Source organism: Streptomyces sp. NPDC052064 (assembly GCF_055585925.1).
The window spans coordinates 85,612-104,639 of the sequence record NZ_JBVJJE010000008.1 but is presented as its reverse complement, the minus strand read 5'-3'; the positions used below and the strand labels follow the sequence as shown (position 1 = coordinate 104,639).

Annotated in this window: 15 protein-coding genes and 2 pseudogenes; 13 read left to right on the top strand and 4 right to left on the bottom strand. The window is 71.2% G+C overall.

Translation table 11 applies throughout. The features are described from left to right. Nucleotides 1–145: 145 nt before the first annotated feature. Together ACZ6TU_RS22390 and ACZ6TU_RS22385 are read left to right on the top strand one after the other, a co-directional pair. Nucleotides 146–787: a DUF4190 domain-containing protein gene (locus ACZ6TU_RS22390; protein ID WP_469550553.1), complete on the top strand. Its 642-nt coding sequence runs from the start codon at nt 146–148 to the stop codon at nt 785–787. Nucleotides 788–856: 69 nt separating this feature from the next. After that, a complete protein-coding gene (locus ACZ6TU_RS22385; RefSeq protein ID WP_469550550.1) occupies nt 857–1,321 on the top strand; it encodes a DUF4190 domain-containing protein in 465 nt (154 codons plus the stop codon). A 53-nt stretch (nt 1,322–1,374) separates the two neighbouring features. Here the strand turns inward: ACZ6TU_RS22385 and ACZ6TU_RS22380 are convergent, their stop codons facing one another. Beyond that, entirely contained in the window at nt 1,375–1,944 is a 570-nt protein-coding gene (locus ACZ6TU_RS22380) for an NADAR family protein (RefSeq protein ID WP_469550547.1), read from the bottom strand. Between the two features lie 200 nt (nt 1,945–2,144). Here ACZ6TU_RS22380 and ACZ6TU_RS22375 point away from each other — a divergent pair, with 200 nt between their 5' ends. The 7 genes and pseudogenes from ACZ6TU_RS22375 to ACZ6TU_RS22345 all read left to right on the top strand — a co-directional run. After that, complete coding sequence (locus tag ACZ6TU_RS22375; RefSeq protein ID WP_467677065.1) at nt 2,145–3,680, top strand: gamma-aminobutyraldehyde dehydrogenase; 1,536 nt, start codon at nt 2,145–2,147, stop codon at nt 3,678–3,680. A gap of 56 nt (nt 3,681–3,736) precedes the next feature. Beyond that, complete coding sequence (locus ACZ6TU_RS22370; RefSeq protein ID WP_467677066.1) at nt 3,737–4,984, top strand: polyamine ABC transporter substrate-binding protein; 1,248 nt, start codon at nt 3,737–3,739, stop codon at nt 4,982–4,984. A gap of 6 nt (nt 4,985–4,990) precedes the next feature. Further along, entirely contained in the window at nt 4,991–6,154 is a 1,164-nt protein-coding gene (locus ACZ6TU_RS22365; RefSeq protein WP_469550543.1) for an ABC transporter ATP-binding protein, read from the top strand. Continuing rightward, nucleotides 6,154–7,083: an ABC transporter permease gene (locus ACZ6TU_RS22360; RefSeq protein ID WP_467677070.1), complete on the top strand. Its 930-nt coding sequence runs from the start codon at nt 6,154–6,156 to the stop codon at nt 7,081–7,083. Before ACZ6TU_RS22365 ends, ACZ6TU_RS22360 begins: the two co-directional genes overlap by 1 nt. Continuing rightward, nucleotides 7,084–7,884 carry an ABC transporter permease gene (locus ACZ6TU_RS22355; RefSeq protein ID WP_469550539.1) on the top strand — a complete coding sequence of 267 codons (801 nt, stop codon included), beginning with the start codon at nt 7,084–7,086 and terminating at the stop codon, nt 7,882–7,884. 18 nt (nt 7,885–7,902) lie between these two features. Next, nucleotides 7,903–9,321, top strand: coding sequence for an NAD(P)/FAD-dependent oxidoreductase (locus tag ACZ6TU_RS22350; RefSeq protein WP_469550537.1), 1,419 nt, complete (start codon nt 7,903–7,905; stop codon nt 9,319–9,321). A 136-nt stretch (nt 9,322–9,457) separates the two neighbouring features. Then, nucleotides 9,458–9,712: pseudogene (locus tag ACZ6TU_RS22345) on the top strand (hypothetical protein); the annotation flags it as partial. Here the strand turns inward: ACZ6TU_RS22345 and ACZ6TU_RS22340 are convergent. Beyond that, the gene (locus ACZ6TU_RS22340; RefSeq protein WP_469550534.1) at nt 9,709–10,392 is read right to left on the bottom strand and encodes a phosphatase PAP2 family protein; all 684 of its coding nucleotides are present in this window, start codon (nt 10,390–10,392) and stop codon (nt 9,709–9,711) included. The pseudogene ACZ6TU_RS22345 and the gene ACZ6TU_RS22340 sit on opposite strands and share 4 nt — an antisense overlap. Nucleotides 10,393–10,779: 387 nt before the next feature. Between ACZ6TU_RS22340 and ACZ6TU_RS22335 the strand changes: the two genes are divergently transcribed. After that, a complete protein-coding gene (locus ACZ6TU_RS22335) occupies nt 10,780–11,379 on the top strand; it encodes a DinB family protein (RefSeq protein ID WP_467677077.1) in 600 nt (199 codons plus the stop codon). 24 nt (nt 11,380–11,403) lie between these two features. Here the strand turns inward: ACZ6TU_RS22335 and ACZ6TU_RS22330 are convergent. Beyond that, a pseudogene (locus ACZ6TU_RS22330) lies at nt 11,404–11,628 on the bottom strand (phosphatase PAP2 family protein); the annotation flags it as partial. A 187-nt stretch (nt 11,629–11,815) separates the two neighbouring features. Next, a complete protein-coding gene (gene gabT, locus ACZ6TU_RS22325; protein WP_469550530.1) occupies nt 11,816–13,150 on the bottom strand; it encodes a 4-aminobutyrate--2-oxoglutarate transaminase in 1,335 nt (444 codons plus the stop codon). A gap of 252 nt (nt 13,151–13,402) precedes the next feature. On the opposite strand from gabT, the gene ACZ6TU_RS22320 reads away from it, so the two are divergent. The 3 genes from ACZ6TU_RS22320 (at nt 13,403) to ACZ6TU_RS22310 (ending at nt 18,979) form a co-directional block, all read left to right on the top strand. After that, nucleotides 13,403–15,589, top strand: a complete 2,187-nt coding sequence (locus tag ACZ6TU_RS22320; protein WP_469550528.1) for an ATP-binding protein — start codon at nt 13,403–13,405, stop codon at nt 15,587–15,589. Between the two features lie 125 nt (nt 15,590–15,714). Continuing rightward, on the top strand, nt 15,715–17,388 hold the full coding sequence (locus ACZ6TU_RS22315) for a PucR family transcriptional regulator (protein WP_469550526.1): 1,674 nt from the start codon (nt 15,715–15,717) through the stop codon (nt 17,386–17,388). A 130-nt stretch (nt 17,389–17,518) separates the two neighbouring features. Continuing rightward, the gene (locus ACZ6TU_RS22310) at nt 17,519–18,979 is read left to right on the top strand and encodes an aldehyde dehydrogenase family protein (RefSeq protein WP_469550523.1); all 1,461 of its coding nucleotides are present in this window, start codon (nt 17,519–17,521) and stop codon (nt 18,977–18,979) included. The last annotated feature ends 49 nt before the right edge of the window (nt 18,980–19,028 follow it).

Sequence of the window (19,028 nt, the reverse complement as noted above, 5' to 3'; positions counted from 1 at the left end):
ATGAATCGGGTCTCATCGTAGGCTCTGGAGCAGAGCCCCTGAGGGGGGCGGGGCACTGTGCGACCAGCCTCAACGCAACCCGCGCTGCGGCACGCACCGAACGGCCCCGTAGCATGGCGGCACGATCGACCCAGGGGGATGCACCATGACCGACTCGACGCAGCCAGGCGGAGGCGGCGCCCACGACCCGTGGGCGCCCCCGGAGGACCGGCCGTCACTCGACAAGGACCAGCCCCCCACCGCGGGGCCGCCCTCCGTGCACGACCAGGCCACGGTCACCTCGATGCCGAGCGTGGGTTTCACCCCGCCCACCGGCACGCCACAGTTCGGCACCTCCAACACCGGCGCTGTCCCGCCCCCGCCCGCCGCCCCCACCGGCCCGGGAGCAACCGGCGGCTACGGCTACCCCGGCTACCCCCAGGCGGGCTACGGTTGGCCCGGCGTGCCCATGGCGCCGCAGAACGGCATGGGCATCGCGGCGATGGTGCTGGGCATCGTCTCCTGCACGCTCTTCTGTCTGTACGGCGTGGTCTCCCTGGTCACCGGCATCCTCGCCGTCGTCTTCGGCATCAAGGGCCGCAAGCGCGCCGAGGCCGGAGTGGCCACCAACCACGGTCAGGCCCAGGCCGGCCTGATCATGGGCATCATCGGGATCGTCCTCGGCATCGCGGTGATCGTCCTGATAGCCGTCGGCATCACGGCCGCGATCAACGGCGGCGATCCGTACGACGACGACCCGTACTACGGCGCGATCGCCCCGGTGGCCACCGCCCCGTCCCACCACTGAAACAGCCGTACTGCGCGGCGGACTTGGGCCACTACGATTCCCTGGTCTGACAACGAGGGGAGATCGTCCATGTCCAACACCAACCCCACGCCAGGTGGGTTCGGACCGCCGTCCCAGGCCCCGCTGCAGCCGGCCCCGGGATACGGCTATCCGCAGCAGGGCGGCCCCGGCTACGGCTACCCCCAGGGCAGCCCCGGCTACCCGGCCGCGCCGCCCGCGGGCTACCCCCAGGCGCCCGGCTACACGATGCCCGCGCAGCCGAGCAACGGCATGGGAACCACGGGTCTGGTGCTGGGCATCATCGGCGTGGTGTGCAGCGTGACCTTCCTGCTGTGGTTCTTCGGCGTGATCCTGGGCATCCTGGCGATCATCTTCGGCGCCATCGGCCGGGGCAAGGCCACCCGAGGTGAGGCCACCAACAAGGGCGCGGCGACCGCCGGACTGGTCTGCGGCATCATCGCCACCGTGATCCTGCCGTTGCTGGGCTTCCTGCTCTTCGCCAGCATCATGGGCGGGCTCGGCTCGGCTGCCTGAAGCTGCGGCACGGGGGCCGGTCCCACCGGGCCGGCCTCCCGCTCATGCCCCGCTTACGCCCGGCGCAGCCGCTCCCGCGCCTCCATCAGCGCGAAGCCCAGCAGGTTCGGCCCCCGCCACCGCTCCGGATCAGCCGCAGCCTCGTCGTCCGCGGCCAGTCCGATGCCCCACACCCGGTCCACGGGGCTCGCCTCGACCAGCACCCGGTCACCGGTGCTCAGCAGGAACTCCCGCAGCCTGGGATGCGCCCCGAACTTGTGGACGCTGCCCTCCACGACGATCCGGAACCGCTCCCGCTGCCATATCGCCTCGTCGAACCCGCGCACCAGCCGCCCGGCCTTCTTCGCCTCGGCGGGACGCCCGGCGGCAAGCACGGCACGCCCCGCCGTCGCGTCCTCGAACAGCCGGGCCTTGCCCGCCATCATCCAGTGCTCGGCCGTCGCGTACTCCACGCCGTCCACCGTGAACGGCGCCGGCCACCACTGGCTCAGGCAGCTCGCCCCGATCCGGCCGTCCGGCCGCGGCCGGTGCCCCCAGAAGTGCAGATACCTGATCTTCGCGCCGGCGCGGGACGCCCCGATCAGGGCGTCCCGGGAGCCGATCGCCCCCGTGATCTCCTCCATGCACGCGAGTCTGGCACCCACCACTGACACAGCGTCCTGCCTTTTCCTGGCGGACTCGACACCTGGTCGACAGATTCCGTCGCGTAACCAAAAATCAACAACGGAATCCCTTGTTGGAGTGGCATCCCTCTGTCAGGATCGGCACTCAAATCGAGCCTGAGCCACGCCGGCCCCGCCACGGGGACACGGAGGAGAGCGACATGCACAACCCGGGCAACGCCACCCCGGACCGATTCCCGGCCGAGGAGCGCTTCGAGGAGGGCGCGCAGTACATCGCCGGTCGCCTGACCAGGGGCACCTCCGGCCGCACGCACGCGGTCGTCGACCCTTCGTCGGGCGAGGAGGTGCTCCGCTACGGACTGGCGGGCACGGCCGACGTCGACCGGGCCGTCGCAGCCGCCCGCGAGGCATTCCCGGGCTGGGCGGGAGCCACGCCGGGCGAGCGTTCCGACGCCCTGCACCGGTTCGCCGCGGTCCTGGCCGACCGCGCCGAGGACTTCGCCCGCGCCGAGTCGCTCCAGTGCGGCAAGCCGCTGAAGCTGAGCCGGGAGTTCGACGTCCCGGGGACGATCGACAACACCGCCTTCTTCGCCGGTGCCGCCCGGCTTCTCCAGGGCCAGTCCGCCGGTGAGTACTCCGGGGACCACACGTCGTACATCCGGCGCGAGCCCATCGGCGTCGTCGGCTCCATCGCGCCCTGGAACTACCCCCTCCAGATGGCCGCCTGGAAGATCCTCCCGGCGATCGCCGCGGGCAACACCATCGTCCTCAAGCCCGCCGAGCTCACCCCGCTGACCTCGCTGCTCTTCGCCCGGGCGGCCACGGACGCCGGGATCCCGGACGGCGTCGTCAACATCGTCACCGGCACCGGCAGGGAGGCCGGAGAGCACCTCGTCGGCCACCCGGACGTGGCCATGACGTCCTTCACCGGCTCCACCGCCGTCGGCAGGCGCGTCGCGGAGATCGCCACCGCCACCGTCAAGCGCCTCCACCTGGAGCTCGGCGGCAAGGCGCCCTTCGTGGTCTTCGACGACGCCGACCTGGAGGCCGCCGCCCACGGCGCGGTCGCCGGCGCGCTCATCAACACCGGGCAGGACTGCACGGCCGCCACGCGCGCGTACGTGCAGCGACCGCTGTACGACGCCTTCGTGGAACGGACGGCCGCGCTCATGGAGACCGTCCGGCTCGGCGACCCCTTCGCCGCCGGTACCGACCTCGGCCCGCTGATCTCGCACGTCCAGCGCGACCGGGTCGCCGGTTTCGTCGACCGGGCACGGGCCTACGCGCGCGTGGTGACCGGCGGCGAGGCTCCCGAGGGCGAGCTCGCCAAGGGCGCCTACTACCGGCCCACCCTCATCGCCGACGCCGCCCAGGACAGCGAGGTCGTCCAGTCCGAGATCTTCGGACCGGTCCTGGTCGCGGTGCCCTTCGACACCGACGACGAGGGCATCGCGCTCGCCAACGACACCCCCTATGGGCTCGCCGCCTCCGCCTGGAGCCGGGACGTGTACCGGGCGAACCGGGCCACGCGCGACATCAAGGCCGGGTGTGTGTGGGTCAACGACCACATCCCGATCATCAGCGAGATGCCGCACGGCGGCTACAAGTCCTCCGGCTACGGCAAGGACATGTCCGTGTACTCGTTCGAGGAGTACACCCAGATCAAGCACGTCATGTTCGACAACACCGCGGTGGCCGCGAAGGACTGGCACCGCACCGTCTTCGGGGACCGATAGTCGTATGCAGGCCGCCTGACCAACGGCCGCCCACCCTCCGAAAGGGCACCACGCGCATGGAGCAGTACGAGCCCGACCGCCTGTCCCCGGCCCAAGTGGCCGCCATGCGGCGCAGTTTCAGGAACGGCAGGGCCGCCCTCACCCGGCGGTCGCTGCTGCGCGCCTCCGCGGGCGGGGCGCTCGCGGCCGGCGGACTCGGGACGCTGAGCGCCTGTGGCATCCCGGCGGCGGGCCAGTCGCAGGGCGGCGTCTCCGCAGAGGACCGCTCGGCCAGGGAGAAGACGGTGAACTTCTCCAACTGGACCGAGTACATGGACGTCGACGACAGCAACAAGCACCACCCGACGCTGGAGCAGTTCACCGAACGCACCGGCATCAAGGTCAAGTACACCGAGGACATCAACGACAACAACGAGTTCTTCGGCAAGATCAAGCCGCAGCTCGCCGCGGGCCAGGACACCGGCCGTGACCTCATCGTCCTCACCGACTGGCTGGCCGGGCGCCTCATCCGCCTGGGCTGGGTGCAGAAGCTCGACCCGGCCAACCTGCCGCACGCCTACGCCAACCTGTCGGCCCAGTTCCGCAACCCCGACTGGGACCCGGGCCGCGCCTACTCGTACGTCTGGCAGGGCATCTCCACCGTCATCGCGTACAACAAGAAGGCCCTCGACGGCGTCGAGGTGAAGTCGATATCCGACCTGCTGGACAACCCCAAGCTCAAGGGGCGGGTGGGCTTCCTGTCGGAGATGCGCGACAGCGTCGGCATGACGCTGCTCGACATGGGCAAGGACCCGGCCGACTTCACCGCCGACGACTACGACGCGGCCATCGCCCGCCTCCAGAAGGCCGTCGACAAGGGCCAGATCCGCCGCTTCACCGGCAACGACTACACCTCGGACCTGACCAGCGGCGACTTCGCGGCCTGCGTCGCCTGGGCCGGTGACGTCGTCCAGCTCAAGGCGGACAGTCCCGACATCGACTTCCTCATCCCGGACAGCGGATACATGACGTCGACCGACAACCTGCTGATCCCCAACAAGGCCCGTCACAAGACGAACGCCGAGCGGCTCATCGACTTCTACTACGAGCCGAAGCCGGCCGCCGAACTCGCCGCGTACATCAACTACGTGTGCCCCGTCGACGGTGTGAAGGCCGAGCTGGCGAAGATCGACGAGGACGCGGCGAACAACCCGCTGATCATCCCCGACAAGGCCATGGCAGCCAAGTCGCACGCCTTCCGCTCGCTGAGTCCGAAGGAAGAGACCGATTTCGAAGCGAAGTTCGCGAAGCTGACGGGGGCGTGACCCAAGATGACGAACAAGACGGACCCCACCGGCGACGTCCGCCTCACGGGCATAGCCAAGACCTACGGCGCCTTCACCGCCGTCCATCCGCTCGACCTGACCGTGCCGCAGGGCTCCTTCTTCGCCCTGCTCGGCGCCTCCGGCTGCGGCAAGACCACCACCCTGCGCATGATCGCCGGCCTGGAGGAACCTTCCTCCGGGACGGTGTCGCTGGGCGGCCAGGACGTGACCGCGCTCCCGCCGTACAAGCGGCCCGTGAACACGGTCTTCCAGTCGTACGCCCTCTTCCCGCACCTCGACATCTTCGAGAACGTCGCCTTCGGCCTGCGCCGGCGCGGCATCAAGTCGGTGAAGAAGCAGGTCGGGGAGATGCTCGACCTGGTGCAGCTCGGCGAGCAGGCCCGTAAGAAGCCGCACCAGCTCTCCGGCGGCCAGCAGCAGCGCGTCGCCGTGGCCCGGGCGCTGATCAACCACCCCAAGGTGCTCCTCCTCGACGAGCCGCTCGGCGCCCTCGACCTCAAGCTGCGCCGTCAGATGCAGCTGGAGCTCAAGCGCATCCAGACCGAGGTCGGCATCACCTTCATCCACGTCACGCACGACCAGGAGGAGGCCATGACCATGGCCGACACGGTCGCCGTGATGAACGCGGGCCGCGTCGAACAGCTCGGCTCGCCGGCCGACCTCTACGAGAACCCGCGCACGACCTTCGTCGCCAACTTCCTCGGCACATCGAACTTCATCGAGGCCGAGGTCGACTCGAAGAGCGGCGGGGAGATCGTGCTGAAGGCGGGCGGCGGCAAGCTCGTCCTGCCCGAGGCGCGGTGCGGAGCGCCCACGGCGACCGGCGGCAAGGTGCTGGTGGGCGTCCGCCCGGAGAAGATCTCCCTCATCCACGCGGACGACGCCGGCGAGATACCCGAGGGCCGCAACCGCATCACCGGCCGGATAGCCGACTCCAGCTTCATCGGCGTCTCGACGCAGTACGTCGTCGACAGCCCGGTCTGTGCCGACTTCGAGGTCTACGCCCAGAACATCGACCGCGACCCGCGACTCGTGCCCGGCGCCGAGGTCGTCCTGCACTGGAACCCGGCCCACACCTTCGGCCTGGACGCGGCCCAGTCGGTATTCGACGGGACAGAGGGCTCCGCCGGAGTGGAAGAGGCGGCCTGATGTCGACACTCACCGAGGCGCCACCGCCGCTCGCACCGGAAGCACCCGAGCCGAAACCCCCGAAGCGAAGGGGCCGCTGGACCCCGTACTGGCTGCTGCTCCCCGGCATCCTCTGGCTGCTGGTGTTCTTCGCGCTGCCGATGATCTACCAGGCCTCCACGTCCGTGCAGACGGGCTCGCTCGAGGAGGGCTACGAGGTCACCTGGCACTTCGCCACCTACTGGGACGCGCTGTCCGCGTACTGGCCGCAGTTCGTCCGGTCCGTGCTCTACGCGGGCACCGCGACGATCCTGTGCCTGCTGCTCGGCTACCCGCTCGCGTATCTGATCGCCTTCCGGGCGGGCCGCTGGCGGAACCTGATCATGATCCTGGTGATCGCGCCGTTCTTCACCAGCTTCCTGATCCGCACCCTGGCCTGGAAGACGATCCTCGCGGACGGGGGCCCGCTCGTCGGCGCGCTCGACACGCTGCACGTCCTGGACGTCACCGACTGGCTCGGCTGGACCGCCGGCGACCGGGTCCTCGCCACGCCGCTCGCGGTGGTGTGCGGACTGACGTACAACTTCCTGCCGTTCATGATCCTGCCGCTCTACACCTCGCTGGAGCGCATCGACGGCCGGCTTCACGAGGCCGCGGGCGACCTGTACGCACGTCCCTGGACGACCTTCCGCAAGGTCACCTTCCCGCTCTCGATGCCGGGTGTCGTCTCCGGCACGCTGCTCACCTTCATTCCGGCGACCGGCGACTACGTCAACGCCGACCTTCTCGGCTCCACGGACACCCGCATGGTCGGAAACGTCATCCAGACGCAGTTCCTCAGAGTGCTCGACTATCCGACGGCCGCGGCACTCTCCTTCATCCTCATGGCGGCCATTCTTCTCATGGTCACCCTCTACATCCGCAGGTCCGGGACGGAGGATCTGGTCTAAATGCCCTTCGTCAACTGGCTCAAGAGAAATCTCGTCGTCATCGCGGGACTGCTGACGCTCGCCTATCTCCTGCTGCCGAACATCATCGTGACGGTGTTCTCCTTCAACAAACCGAAGGGGCGCTTCAACTACGAATGGCAGCGGTTCTCCCTGGACGCCTGGAAGGACCCGTGCGGGGTCTCCGACCTGTGCGGCTCGCTGTCGGTCAGCCTCCAGATCGCGTTCTGGGCGACGCTCGGCGCCACGCTCCTCGGCACGCTGATCGCCTTCGCACTGGTCCGCTACCGGTTCCGCGCCCGCGGCGCCGTGAACTCGCTGATCTTCCTGCCGATGGCGATGCCCGAGGTCGTCATGGCCGCCTCGCTGCTCACCCTGTTCCTCAACATGGGCGCCCAGCTGGGCTTCTGGACGATCCTCATCGCGCACATCATGTTCTGCCTGAGCTTCGTGGTCACGGCCGTCAAGGCGCGCGTGATGTCGATGGACCCAAAACTGGAAGAGGCGGCGCGGGACCTGTACGCGGGCCCGTTCCAGACCTTCGTCCGGGTCACCCTGCCGATCGCGGCGCCGGGAATCGCGGCAGGGGCCATGCTCGCCTTCGCCCTCTCCTTCGACGACTTCATCATCACCAATTTCAACGCCGGCTCGACCGTCACCTTCCCCATGTTCGTCTGGGGCTCGGCACAGCGCGGAACGCCCGTTCAGATCAATGTCATCGGCACGGCCATGTTCATCGTCGCCGTGCTGTTCGTCCTGGCTTCCATGGCCGTCGGTAATCGCCGCAACAGACAAAAGGCATAACCGTAGGGAGTTGAAATCATGGCCCCGAGCGCCATGAATCAGTGGACCCGTTCGCTTTCCGACGCCCAGCCGGTCCCGTACTGGCTGGACGACCCCGGCCGGCCCCGCCCCGAATCCGCCCTCACCACCTCCGAGACCTGCGATCTGCTGGTCGTCGGCGGCGGCTACAGCGGACTGTGGACGGCGCTGATCGCCAAGGAACGCGACCCGCGGCGGGACGTGGTGCTGGTGGAGGGCCGCGAGGTGGGCTGGGCCGCCTCGGGCCGCAACGGCGGATTCTGCGCCGCCTCCCTCACCCACGGCCTGCCCAACGGCCTCGCCCGCTGGCCGGAGGAGATCCACAAGCTCCAGGAGCTGGGCGTCCGCAACCTCGACGCGATCGAGGCGGCGGTCGCCCGGCACTCCATCGACTGCGACTTCGAACGCACCGGCGAGATCAATGTCGCCACCGAGCCGTACCAGGCGGCGGAACTGCGCGACTGGCACGAGGAGACGTCCCGCCGGGGCCTCGCCGGGGGCGTCGAGTTCCTGGACGCCGAGGCGGTCCGGGAGCAGGTGAACTCACCGACCTTCCAGGCGGGTCTGTGGGACCGCAGGGGCGTGGCGATGCTGCACCCGGCGAAGCTGGCCTGGGGGCTCAAGCAGGCGTGCGTGAAGCTGGGAGTCCGCGTCTACGAGCACACCCCCGCGCTGACGCTGAAGCCGTACGGCGCCGGCATGGCCGTACGCACCCCCTACGGCCGGATTCGCGCCCGCCGGGTCGCCCTCGGCACGAACATCTTCCCGAACCTGGTCAGACGGGTCCGCTCGTACACGGTCCCGGTCTACGACTACGCGCTCATGACCGAGCCGCTCACCGCCGGCCAACTGGCGTCGATCGGCTGGAAGAACCGCCAGGGCCTCGGGGACAGCGCCAACCAGTTCCACTACTTCCGCCTGTCCGCCGACAACCGCATCCTCTGGGGCGGCTACGACGCGATCTATCCCTACGGCGGCCGCGTCCGCGCCGAGTACGACGACCGCCCGGAGACCTACGCCAAGCTCGCCGGGCACTTCTTCAGCTGCTTCCCGCAACTGGAGGGCGTCCGCTTCACGCACGCCTGGGGCGGCGCGATCGACACCTGCTCGCGCTTCTCGGCGTTCTTCGGCACCGCCCACCAGCAGAAGGTCGCGTACGCGGCGGGCTACACGGGCCTGGGCGTCGGCGCGACGCGCTTCGGCGCCGAGGTGATGCTGGACCTGCTGTCCGGCGAGCGCACGGACCGCACGGAACTGCACATGGTCCGCAAGAAGCCCCTGCCCTTCCCGCCGGAGCCCTTCGCCTGGACGGGCATCGCCCTCACCAAGTGGTCCCTGGCCCGCGCGGACGCCCAGGGCGGCCGCCGCAACCTGTGGCTGCGCACGATGGACCGGCTGGGCCTGGGCTTCGACAGCTGAACCAGCACGGCGTGAGACGGTTCACTCCAACGAGGGGCCGAAACCCGCGTAATGACCGCAAGGAGACCTCCCTCTACCTCGTGACGCCCTCCGGACGCCCCGCGCGTTCGCGAGATTCACGAGTGAGAAGGAGGTCTTCGGCGACGCACACACGGGGTTCTTCGTGCCGCCGGGCACCGCGGCCCGCCGGCTCGGCACGGGCTTCCGCGCGGCGGGCACCGGCACCTGGATCGTCGTGCCGTACCCGGGCCGTTCCTCACCCGGCGGAGTCCGCCGGCTCGTGCCTCCGGACGGCTCGGGCACGCTGACGGACCCGGCCCTGCCGGAACTGGCGATGCACGAGGCGGCGGGGCCGGCCACGGAGAACGACGCTTCGGACCAATACGCCTAGCGGGGCCGCTCGGGTGGCGTCGGCCGCCTGAGGGACAGCCACAGCGACGACAGCAGCACCGCACTCAGACACCAGCCGGCCACCACGTCCAGTGGCCAGTGGTAGCCGCGGCGGACCAGGCCGTAGCTCGCGCCGAGTACGAGGACGAGGCAGGTGGTGACCAGGGCGCGGCGGCCGAGGGGCGTGCGGAGCCGGGGGAGCAGCAGCAGGGTCGCGCAGCCGTAGGCGATGGCGGCCGTGGCGGTGTGGCCCGAGGGGTAGTAGCCGGTGCCGGGCGGGACGGCCGGGGTGCCCGGGCGGTCCGTGAGTTCCTTGAGCGGGATGATCAGTGCCGGGAGCAAGGCCATGAGCAGGGCCGCGACGGCCACCGGCTGCCACCAGCGGTCGCTGCCGCTGCGGCGGGTCCGTAGCGCGACGTACCCGAGTGCGACGGCGAGGACCGGGACCGCGACCTGGACGTTGCCGAGGTCGGAGAGGAACTCGGAGAGACCGTCCGGGTGGACGAGGCCGCGGCTGACGCGCTCGTCGAGGCGGACGAGCGGGCCGTCGGCGACGACCTGCCAGGTGATCAGGGCGAAGAGCAGGGCGGGAAGGCCGAACAGGAGGGTCGGGGTGCCCGGGCGTGTGCTCCTGGCCCGCGTGGCGGACGTGGCGCGTTCCTCGTTCGCGGGGATCGGCATGGGGCACAGCTTGGCACGAGCACAGACGTCCACACGCGGCTCTGCGGATCACGTGAATCACCCGTCCCACGACGACGGCCGCTTCGACCACTGCCCGTGGCTCTGCGCCGAGCAGGCATCCGAGGGGCGGCGGCCGGTACAGGAGCAGCGGCGGAAACGGCTGCTCGGGCGGGCGGGATCGGGGTCAGTACGCATCGGTGAGGGAGCGAGAGCCCGCCGGGCACCAGGGACGGCGCCGCCCCCTGTCGGCGGGCTTCCGTTCCCATGACTTCGAAGCCGTCTGCCTGCCCTCGCCGGCGTCCTGAGCTGTCGCCCGCGCGGCATCCACCGCCCGGGAACCCGCTCTGCCGGGCTGAATTGTCAGTGCCGGGTGGAAGCATGCCCGGCATGACCGAACCGAATCCGAAAGCCGACCTGCTCCGCTATCTCCAGGACGCCCGGGACGCCCTGCTCTGGAAGCTCGAAGGACTTTCCGAGTACGACGTCCGCCGCCCTCTCACACCAACCGGAACCAATCTGCTGGGACTGGTCAAGCACATTGCCGGGGTGGAGCTGGGGTACTTCGGCGACACGTTCGGACGGCCGTACTTCATCGAGGAACCGCCGTCCTGGTGGTATACGGAGGACGCCGAACCCAACGCGGACATGTGGGCCACCGCGGACGAGTCGCGCGAGCAGATCACCGCGCTCTACCACGCGGCGTGGGAGCACTCGAACCGCACGATCGAGACGCTGGCGCTGGACGCGACCGGGCGCGTCCCGTGGTGGCCCGAGGAGCGACGGGAGGTGACGCTGCACCACATCCTGGTGCGGGTGCTCGCCGACACGCACCGGCACGCCGGCCACGCCGACATCGTGCGCGAACTCATCGACGGCAGCGTCGGGCTCACGCAGGGCACCGACAGCATCCCCGAAGGCGATCAGGGCTGGTGGGAGAACCACCGGCGCCGACTGGAGCGCGTCGCGCGGGAGGCCGATGACAGCTGACGCGGGTGGGCCGCAGAGAAGGAAGAGGGAGGTCGGCCGCCCCGGAACAGGGGGGGTGGTTCCGGGGCGGCCGAACGGACCGGAACGTCGCGCGCCCCGGGGGGTTTGGGGCGGGCGACTGTCCGATCGGTGAGGAGATCCAGAGCCTCAGGCTCCGGTTGTGTGCGCGAGGGCACGACCAGGTCGAAGCTGGGGAGGCCCCGGCCTGATGTCACCCACAGTCCCCTGTGGGCGGGGTGTATCTCTCATCTGGGTAGAACCTACGACAGGGGTTGGGCGGAGGACAGGCCGTAGGGCCCCCTGTCATCCACCTCGCACACCTTCTTCACACGCTCTGCCGCTCACCGCCCCCGGTAGCGGAACCGGAGCGGCTCACCTGCCCCGATACCGGCTCAGATGCGCGTGATCCGGCGCCGGGGCAGGTACGAAGCCGACGTCAGATACGCGCGAAGGCCTGCTCGATGATGTCGAGGCCCTCGTTCAGCAGGTCCTCGCCGATCACCAGCGGGGGCAGGAAGCGGAGCACGTTGCCGTAGGTGCCACAGGTCAGGACCAGCAGCCCCTCGGCGTGGCAGGCCTTGGCGAGCGCGGCGGTCGCCTCGGGGTTGGGCTCCTTCGTCGTACGGTTCTTGACCAGCTCGATGGCGATCATCGCGCCACGGCCACGGACGTCGCCGATGATGTCGAACTTGTCCTGCATGGCCGAGAGGCGTGCCTTCATCACGGACTCGATGTTCTTCGCCCTGGCGTTGAGGTCGAGCTCCTTCATGGTCTCGATCGAGCCCAGGGCGCCCGCGCAGGCGACCGGGTTGCCGCCGTAGGTGCCGCCCAGACCGCCGGCGTGCGCGGCGTCCATGATCTCGGCGCGCCCGGTCACGGCGGCGAGCGGCAGACCGCCGGCGATGCCCTTGGCGGTGGTGATCAGATCCGGGACGACGCCCTCGTCCTCACACGCGAACCACTGGCCCGTACGGCAGAAGCCGGACTGGATCTCGTCGGCGACGAAGACGATGCCGTGGTCGGAGGCGAACTTGCGGATCGCCGGCAGGAAACCCTTGGCCGGCTCGATGAAACCGCCCTCGCCGAGCACCGGCTCGATGATGACCGCGGCGACGTTCTCCGCGCCGACCTGCTTGCTGATCTGGTCGATGGCCTGCGCGGCGGCCTCGGGACCGGCGTTCTCGGGACCGGTCGGCCAGCGGTAGCCGTACGCCACGGGTACGCGGTACACCTCGGGCGCGAACGGCCCGAAGCCGTGCTTGTACGGCATGTTCTTGGACGTCAGCGCCATGGTCAGGTTGGTCCGCCCGTGGTAGCCGTGGTCGAACACCACGACGGCCTGCCGCTTCGTGTACGACCGCGCGATCTTCACGGCGTTCTCGACGGCCTCGGCGCCGGAGTTGAACAGCGCGCTCTTCTTGGCGTGGTCACCCGGGGTCAGCTCGGCGAGCGCCTCGGCGACCTCGACGTACCCCTCGTACGGCGTGACCATGAAACAGGTGTGGGTGAAGTCGGCGAGCTGCGCCGACGCCCGGCGCACGACGGCCTCGGCGGAGGCACCGACGGAGGTCACGGCGATGCCCGACCCGAAGTCGATCAGGCGGTTGCCGTCGACGTCCTCGATGATCCCGCCACCGGCCCGCGCCGTGAACACGGGCAGCACGGACCCCACACCCTGCGCGACCGCGGCGGTACGGCGGGCCTGCAACTCCTGCGACTTCGGTCCGGGAATGGCGGTGACGACGCGACGCTCCTGCGGAAGTGCGGTCATGCGGGGCTCCTGGGGTGGTGCGGACGGGGGTGTACAGACACTTGGGTTCTTTTCTCGCAGGCTAGGGCGGGGGGAGGGGGGTGGGCATGCTCCATGTGGGCGTTGTCGAGGGGGCGGCTTGTCCGGGGTGGACATGGCGGTCTCGTGGGCTGGTGCCCACGCCCCGGCCGTGTAAGCGGTGAACTCCCCAGGGGAGGGCGTTAGATTGGCTCGCTGATGGTGGACGGAGCGGCTGGTCAGGGGGCAAGGGCGATGGACAGCGACGGGACGCAGGAGGCCCGGGGTACGCATGCGAACCCGGTGCCGCGTCCGGCGGGGCCGCCGGAGGTGCCCGCGGTGCCTCCGGATGGCCGCAGCGCGCCGCCGAACGGCCACAGCGCGCCGCCGGGCGGATCCGCCGTGCCGCCCCGGCCGACCCGGGCGCCCGGGGTGCCTCCGGTGCAGGACGGGTCCTCGTTCCTGACGTGGCTGCGCACGCCGCGGCCCGAGGCGCCGCCCGGCGTGTGGCGGTTCGGGCATCGGCCGCGGCCCGAGGAAGAGCCGGAGCGGATCCCGGGCCGGCAGCTGGTCAGTGGGGCGTTGATCGCCTTCCTCGTCGGCTGGCTGCTCTGGTCGCTGCTGTGGAACGGGTACCTCGGCAGCTGGTGGCTGCTGCCCCTTTACGCGATGATCCCCGAGTCCTGGGCCGAACCCCACAGCTTCACCGCCGTCGTGGTCGTCTACGCGTACTACACGGTGATCGCGCTCGTGATCATGGTCGGGGTCGGCCGACTCGGGCGGTGGGGCGAGCTTTGGCGGCGTTACGGTCCGCCCGCCTGGCGTCGGTCCGTGCCCGAGCACCAGCGGCCCCCCGCCCCGCCGGAGGACCCTGCGGAGTGGCCCGCCCTGCGCGCCGCAGGAGCCGTCGACGCCGCTGAGCGGCTTGCCGCCGACGCGCGGGTCGGACTCATGGGGGACGTCGACCACGCCCGGATCGCACGCGCGTGGCAGGGCGTGCGCAGCGGCCGGCACAGTCTGGCGACTTTCAGCGGCGCCGTGCTCCAGGACGGTGCCGCCGCCTGCCTGCACCCCTCCGGCGCCCGCGACCTGCCCACCCGGCTGGCCCGGCACGACCTGCTCACCGGGCAGGTGCGGCTCGGCGCGAGCGCCGACGACCCGCGCAATCCGTACGCCTACCGCGGCACCGGCCTCGCCCTCGGTCCGGAGCTGCTCGGCACCTCCCTGCTCGCCGTCGGCCCCGCCGGCTCCGGAAAGACCGGGGCCGTCGTGCGGCCGCTCGCCGAGTCGCTGTGTCTGCATGCTCTCGCCGGGCGGGCCGCTGTCGTCGTGGTCGGGGCGGCGGGGGCCGGGCTCGGGCCGGCCGATGCGTATGACGTCGTCGTGCGGATCGGGAACCAGGAGTCCGAGTACGACCTGGATCTGTACGGGGGGACCGGCGACCCGGACGAGGCCGCGGCCGTGCTCGCCGAGGCGCTGGTGGGGGATCTCGCCGATCCGCACCCGGGGAGCGACAGCCGGCGTTCCACGACCGTGCTCGCCCAGCTGCTCGGGCCGTTCCGGGCCGTGCACGGGCGTTTTCCGTCCGTGCCGGAGCTGCGGCAGCTGCTGGACGGGGCGCCGGGGCCGCTGGCCGCGCTGCGGCAGGGGCTTCAGGACGCCGGGCAGGAGTCGCTGCTGCGCGAACTGGACGCGCGCGAGCGGCAGATGGGGCAGCCGGGCGATGTCGGCGGGGTGCTCGCTGATCGGGTCGCGCTGCTCGACCGGCCCGCCTTCGCCTCCTTCTTCGACACGTCCGGGAGCACTCGGCCCTTCACTCTCAAGGCCCTCGACCATCCCGTGCGGGTGCGTGTCGACCTGCCCGAGCGCGGGCACGCCGACGCCTCTCGGATGCTGGCGCGGCTGGTGCTCGCGCAGTTCACGGCGAGTGTCGCCGTACGGGAGGACCGGTCGCTGTTCGCCTGTCTGGTGCTCGATGACGCGACCGGGGTGGTGACGCCCGAGGCCGTCCGCGGTATCCAGCGGCTGCGGTCCGGCAACGCCGGGGTCGTGCTGACCCTGCGGACGCTGGACGACGTGCCCCGGCCGCTGCGCGGGCCGCTGCTCGGGGCCACCGGCTGCCGGATGGCCCTGTCGGGGCTCACCCCGTGGGACGGGCAGGACTTCGCCGAGGTGTGGGGCAAGGAGTGGACCGAGGCCCGGGACGTCACCGACCGGCAGATCATCGCCGAGACGCCGGCGGGCAAGGCCGTGCACATGCTGCGCCGGGTGATCACCGGCAAGGCCCCGACCGCGCGGGCGGTGACCGTACGGCAGGTCGAGCGGGAGCGCTGGTCCGCCTCCGAGCTGGCGCACGGGGTGCCGGCCGGGCACGCGGTGCTGTCGCTGACCGACGTCAAGGGCGAGCACGCGCCACCGCTGCTGGTGGATCTTCGGGGCTGACGTCTTCCGGGGCGGTGCGGGTACGCGAGGACCGTACGGTGAGGCAGAATCGTCACAGGTCGTTCATACGCGGCGGCCAAAAGAGCACAAAGATCACACAGCCCTGACGCAGACCTGAAGGCCTCATGCCCCCGACGCTCGCCTCGCTCGTCCACCACTCCGCGCTGAAACTCACCGTGCGGGCGGGCGAAGACCGCCTCGACGTGCCGGTCCGCTGGGCGCACGTCAGCGAGCTCGCCGACCCCGTGCCCTACATGGAGGGTGGGGAACTGCTGCTGATCACCGCGCTCAAGCTGGACGCCGAGGACCCGGAGGCCATGCGCCGCTACGTACGGCGGCTGGTCGGGGCCGGGGTGGTCGGGCTCGGCTTCGCCGTAGGCGTCAACTACGAGGAGATCCCCAAGGCGCTCCTCGACGCGGCCGGGGAGGAGGGCCTGCCACTGCTGGAGGTGCCGCGCCGCACGCCGTTCCTCGCCATCAGCAAGGCCGTGTCCGCCGCGATCGCCGCCGACCAGTACCGGGCCGTCACGGCCGGGTTCGCCGCCCAGCGCGAGCTGACCAGGCAGGCGCAGACGGGCGGGCCCGAGGGGCTGCTGTCCGCGCTGGCCTCGCAGGTCGACGGATGGGCCGCGCTGTACGACGCCTCGGGCGCCGTCGTCGCCACGGCACCGGAGTGGGCCGGGCGGCGGGCCGCGCGGCTCACCGGCGACGTGCAGCGGCTGCGGGAACGGCCCGCGCCCGCCTCGTCGGTGGTCGGCGGACCGGAGAACGAGGACCGGGTCGAACTGCACACCATCGGCACCGGCCGGCGTCCCCGGGCGGCCCTCGCCGTCGGCACGGCCGCCGCCCTCGGCACCGCCGAGCGCTACGCCGTCCACTCGGCCATCGCGCTGCTGACCCTGACCACGGAACGCTCCCGGTCCCTCCAGGCCGCCGAGCAGCGGATCGGCACGGCGGTGCTGCGCATGCTGCTGGCCGGCGAGCCGGACCACGCCCGTGCGGTCGCCGGGGACCTCTACGGCGGGCTGCTGGACGCGCCGTTCCGGATACTGGTCGCGGAGCGGGTACCGGTGTCGGCCTCGGCCGCGCTGGCCCGTGCCGAGGCCCGGACGGGCTCCCCGGCCGTCGACCGGCCCTCCGCTGCCGCGCTCGCCGCGGCCGACGCGAACGGCGACCCCCTCGCGGCGCTCGCCGACGTCATGGAGTCCGCCGCGGCCCGGGCCGGCGAGGCCGTCCTCGTCGTGCCGGAAGGGGAGCGGCTGGTGGTGCTGGCCGCGGACCGCGGTGCCGCCGCTGCGGCCTGCGGGGAGTACGCGGCCGCCCTGGAGTCGGCCCGGGCCGGCGTACGCGAGAAAGTGCCGGGTGGCGAGGAGGACGGGCTGGTCGTGGGCCTGTCGGCGCCGGCCGGGCCCATCGCGGCGTCCGCCGCGTACAAGCAGGCCGAACAGGCGCTGTCGGTGGCGCGGCGGCGCGGGCGCGTCCTCGTGGAGCACGAGCAGATGGCGGCCGGATCCGTGCTGCCGCTGCTGGCGGACGACGCGGTACGGGCCTTCGCCGACGGGATGCTGCGGCCGCTGTACGAACACGACGCCACGGGCCGCGGCGACCTCGTGGCCTCCCTGCGCGCCTGGCTGTCCCGGCACGGCCAGTGGGACGCGGCGGCGGCCGACCTCGGCGTCCACCGCCACACCCTCCGCTACCGCATGCGGCGGGTCGAGGAGATCCTCGGCCGCTCGCTGGACGACGCCGACGCGCGGATGGAGCTGTGGCTCGCCCTGAAGGCGACCTCCACCGATTAAGGACCGCGCCAAAGCGTAGTGTCCCCGGCCGCGACTGCTACGCCCCGGACAAACGACCTTCGGCCACCCCGCCCCTACCGTTGGACCCGCAGCACACGACCACCCCCAACGCCGAAGGGCCGGAACCCACATGCCAAAGAACAATGTGGCAGCCACCCACTCCTTCTGGCTCGCCGGCCGTGAGGCCACCGGCGAGGACACCTTCGACGTCACCTCCCCGTGGGACGGGCGGCTCGTCGGCGAGGTGAGCGTGCCGACGGACGCGCAGGTCGAGGAGGCCGTGGCCGCCGCGTACGCCGTGCGGGACGAGTTCTCCGCCACCCCGGCCCACGTCCGGGCCGCCGCCCTCGACCACGTCAGCAAGCGCCTCGTCGAGCGCACCGAGGAGATCGCGCGGCTGATCTCCGCCGAGAACGGCAAGCCGCTCAAGTGGGCGCGCGGCGAGGTCGGCCGGGCCGTGTCCGTCTTCCGCTTCGCGGCCGAGGAGGCCCGCCGGTTCAACGGCGGCGAGGCCCAGCGGCTCGACACCGACCTCGGCGGCCAGGGCCGGCTGGCCCTCACCCGCCGCTTCCCGAAGGGCGTCGTGCTCGGCATCGCGCCCTTCAACTTCCCGCTGAACCTCTGCGCCCACAAGGTCGCCCCGGCCATCGCCGCCGGCGCGCCGATCATCCTGAAGCCGGCCCCGGCGACCCCGCTGTCCGGGCTGGTCATCGGTGAACTGCTCGCCGAGACCGAGCTCCCGGCGGGCTCCTGGAGCGTCCTGCCCGTCGCCAACGACAAGATGCCCGCGCTGGTACAGGACGAGCGCCTGCCCGTGATCTCCTTCACCGGCTCCGAGAAGGTCGGCTACGCGATCATGGACTCGGTGCCGCGCAAGCACTGCACCCTGGAGCTGGGCGGCAATGGCGCGGCCGTCGTACTCGCCGACTGGGCGAGCGACGAGGACCTGGACCGGGCGGCGAACCGCATCGCCACCTTCTCCAACTACCAGGGCGGCCAGTCCTGCATCTCCGTCCAGCGGGTCATCGCGGACGCCTCCGTGTACGACCGGCTGCTGCCGCGCATCGTCGCCGCCGTCGAGGCCCAGGTCACCGGCGACCCGAGCGACGACGCGACCGACGTCGGGCCGCTGGTCAGTGAGGACGCCGCCAAGCGCGTCGAGACGTGGGTCCGGGAGGCGGTCGACGCCGGTGCCGCGCTGCTCACCGGCGGCAAGCGCGACGGCGCCTCGTACGCGCCGACCGTGCTGGCCGACGTACCCGCCGACGTCACGATCTCCTGCGAGGAGGTCTTCGGACCGGTCCTCACCGTGCAGAAGGTGAACGGCGAGGCCGAGGCCTTCGCCGCCGTCAACGACTCCAAGTACGGCCTCCAGGCGGGGGTCTTCACCCATGACCTCCAGACCGCCTTCCGGGCCCACCGTGCCCTGGAGGTCGGCGGCGTCGTCGTCGGCGACGTGCCGTCGTACCGCGCCGACCAGATGCCGTACGGCGGCGTCAAGCAGTCCGGCGTGGGCCGCGAGGGCGTGCGGTTCGCGATGGAGGACTACACGTACGAGCGCGTGATGGTCCTCACCGGCCTCAGCCTCTAGCTCATGGGAACCATTTTCATATAGGCTGTACGAAGAGGCCCGGCACCGA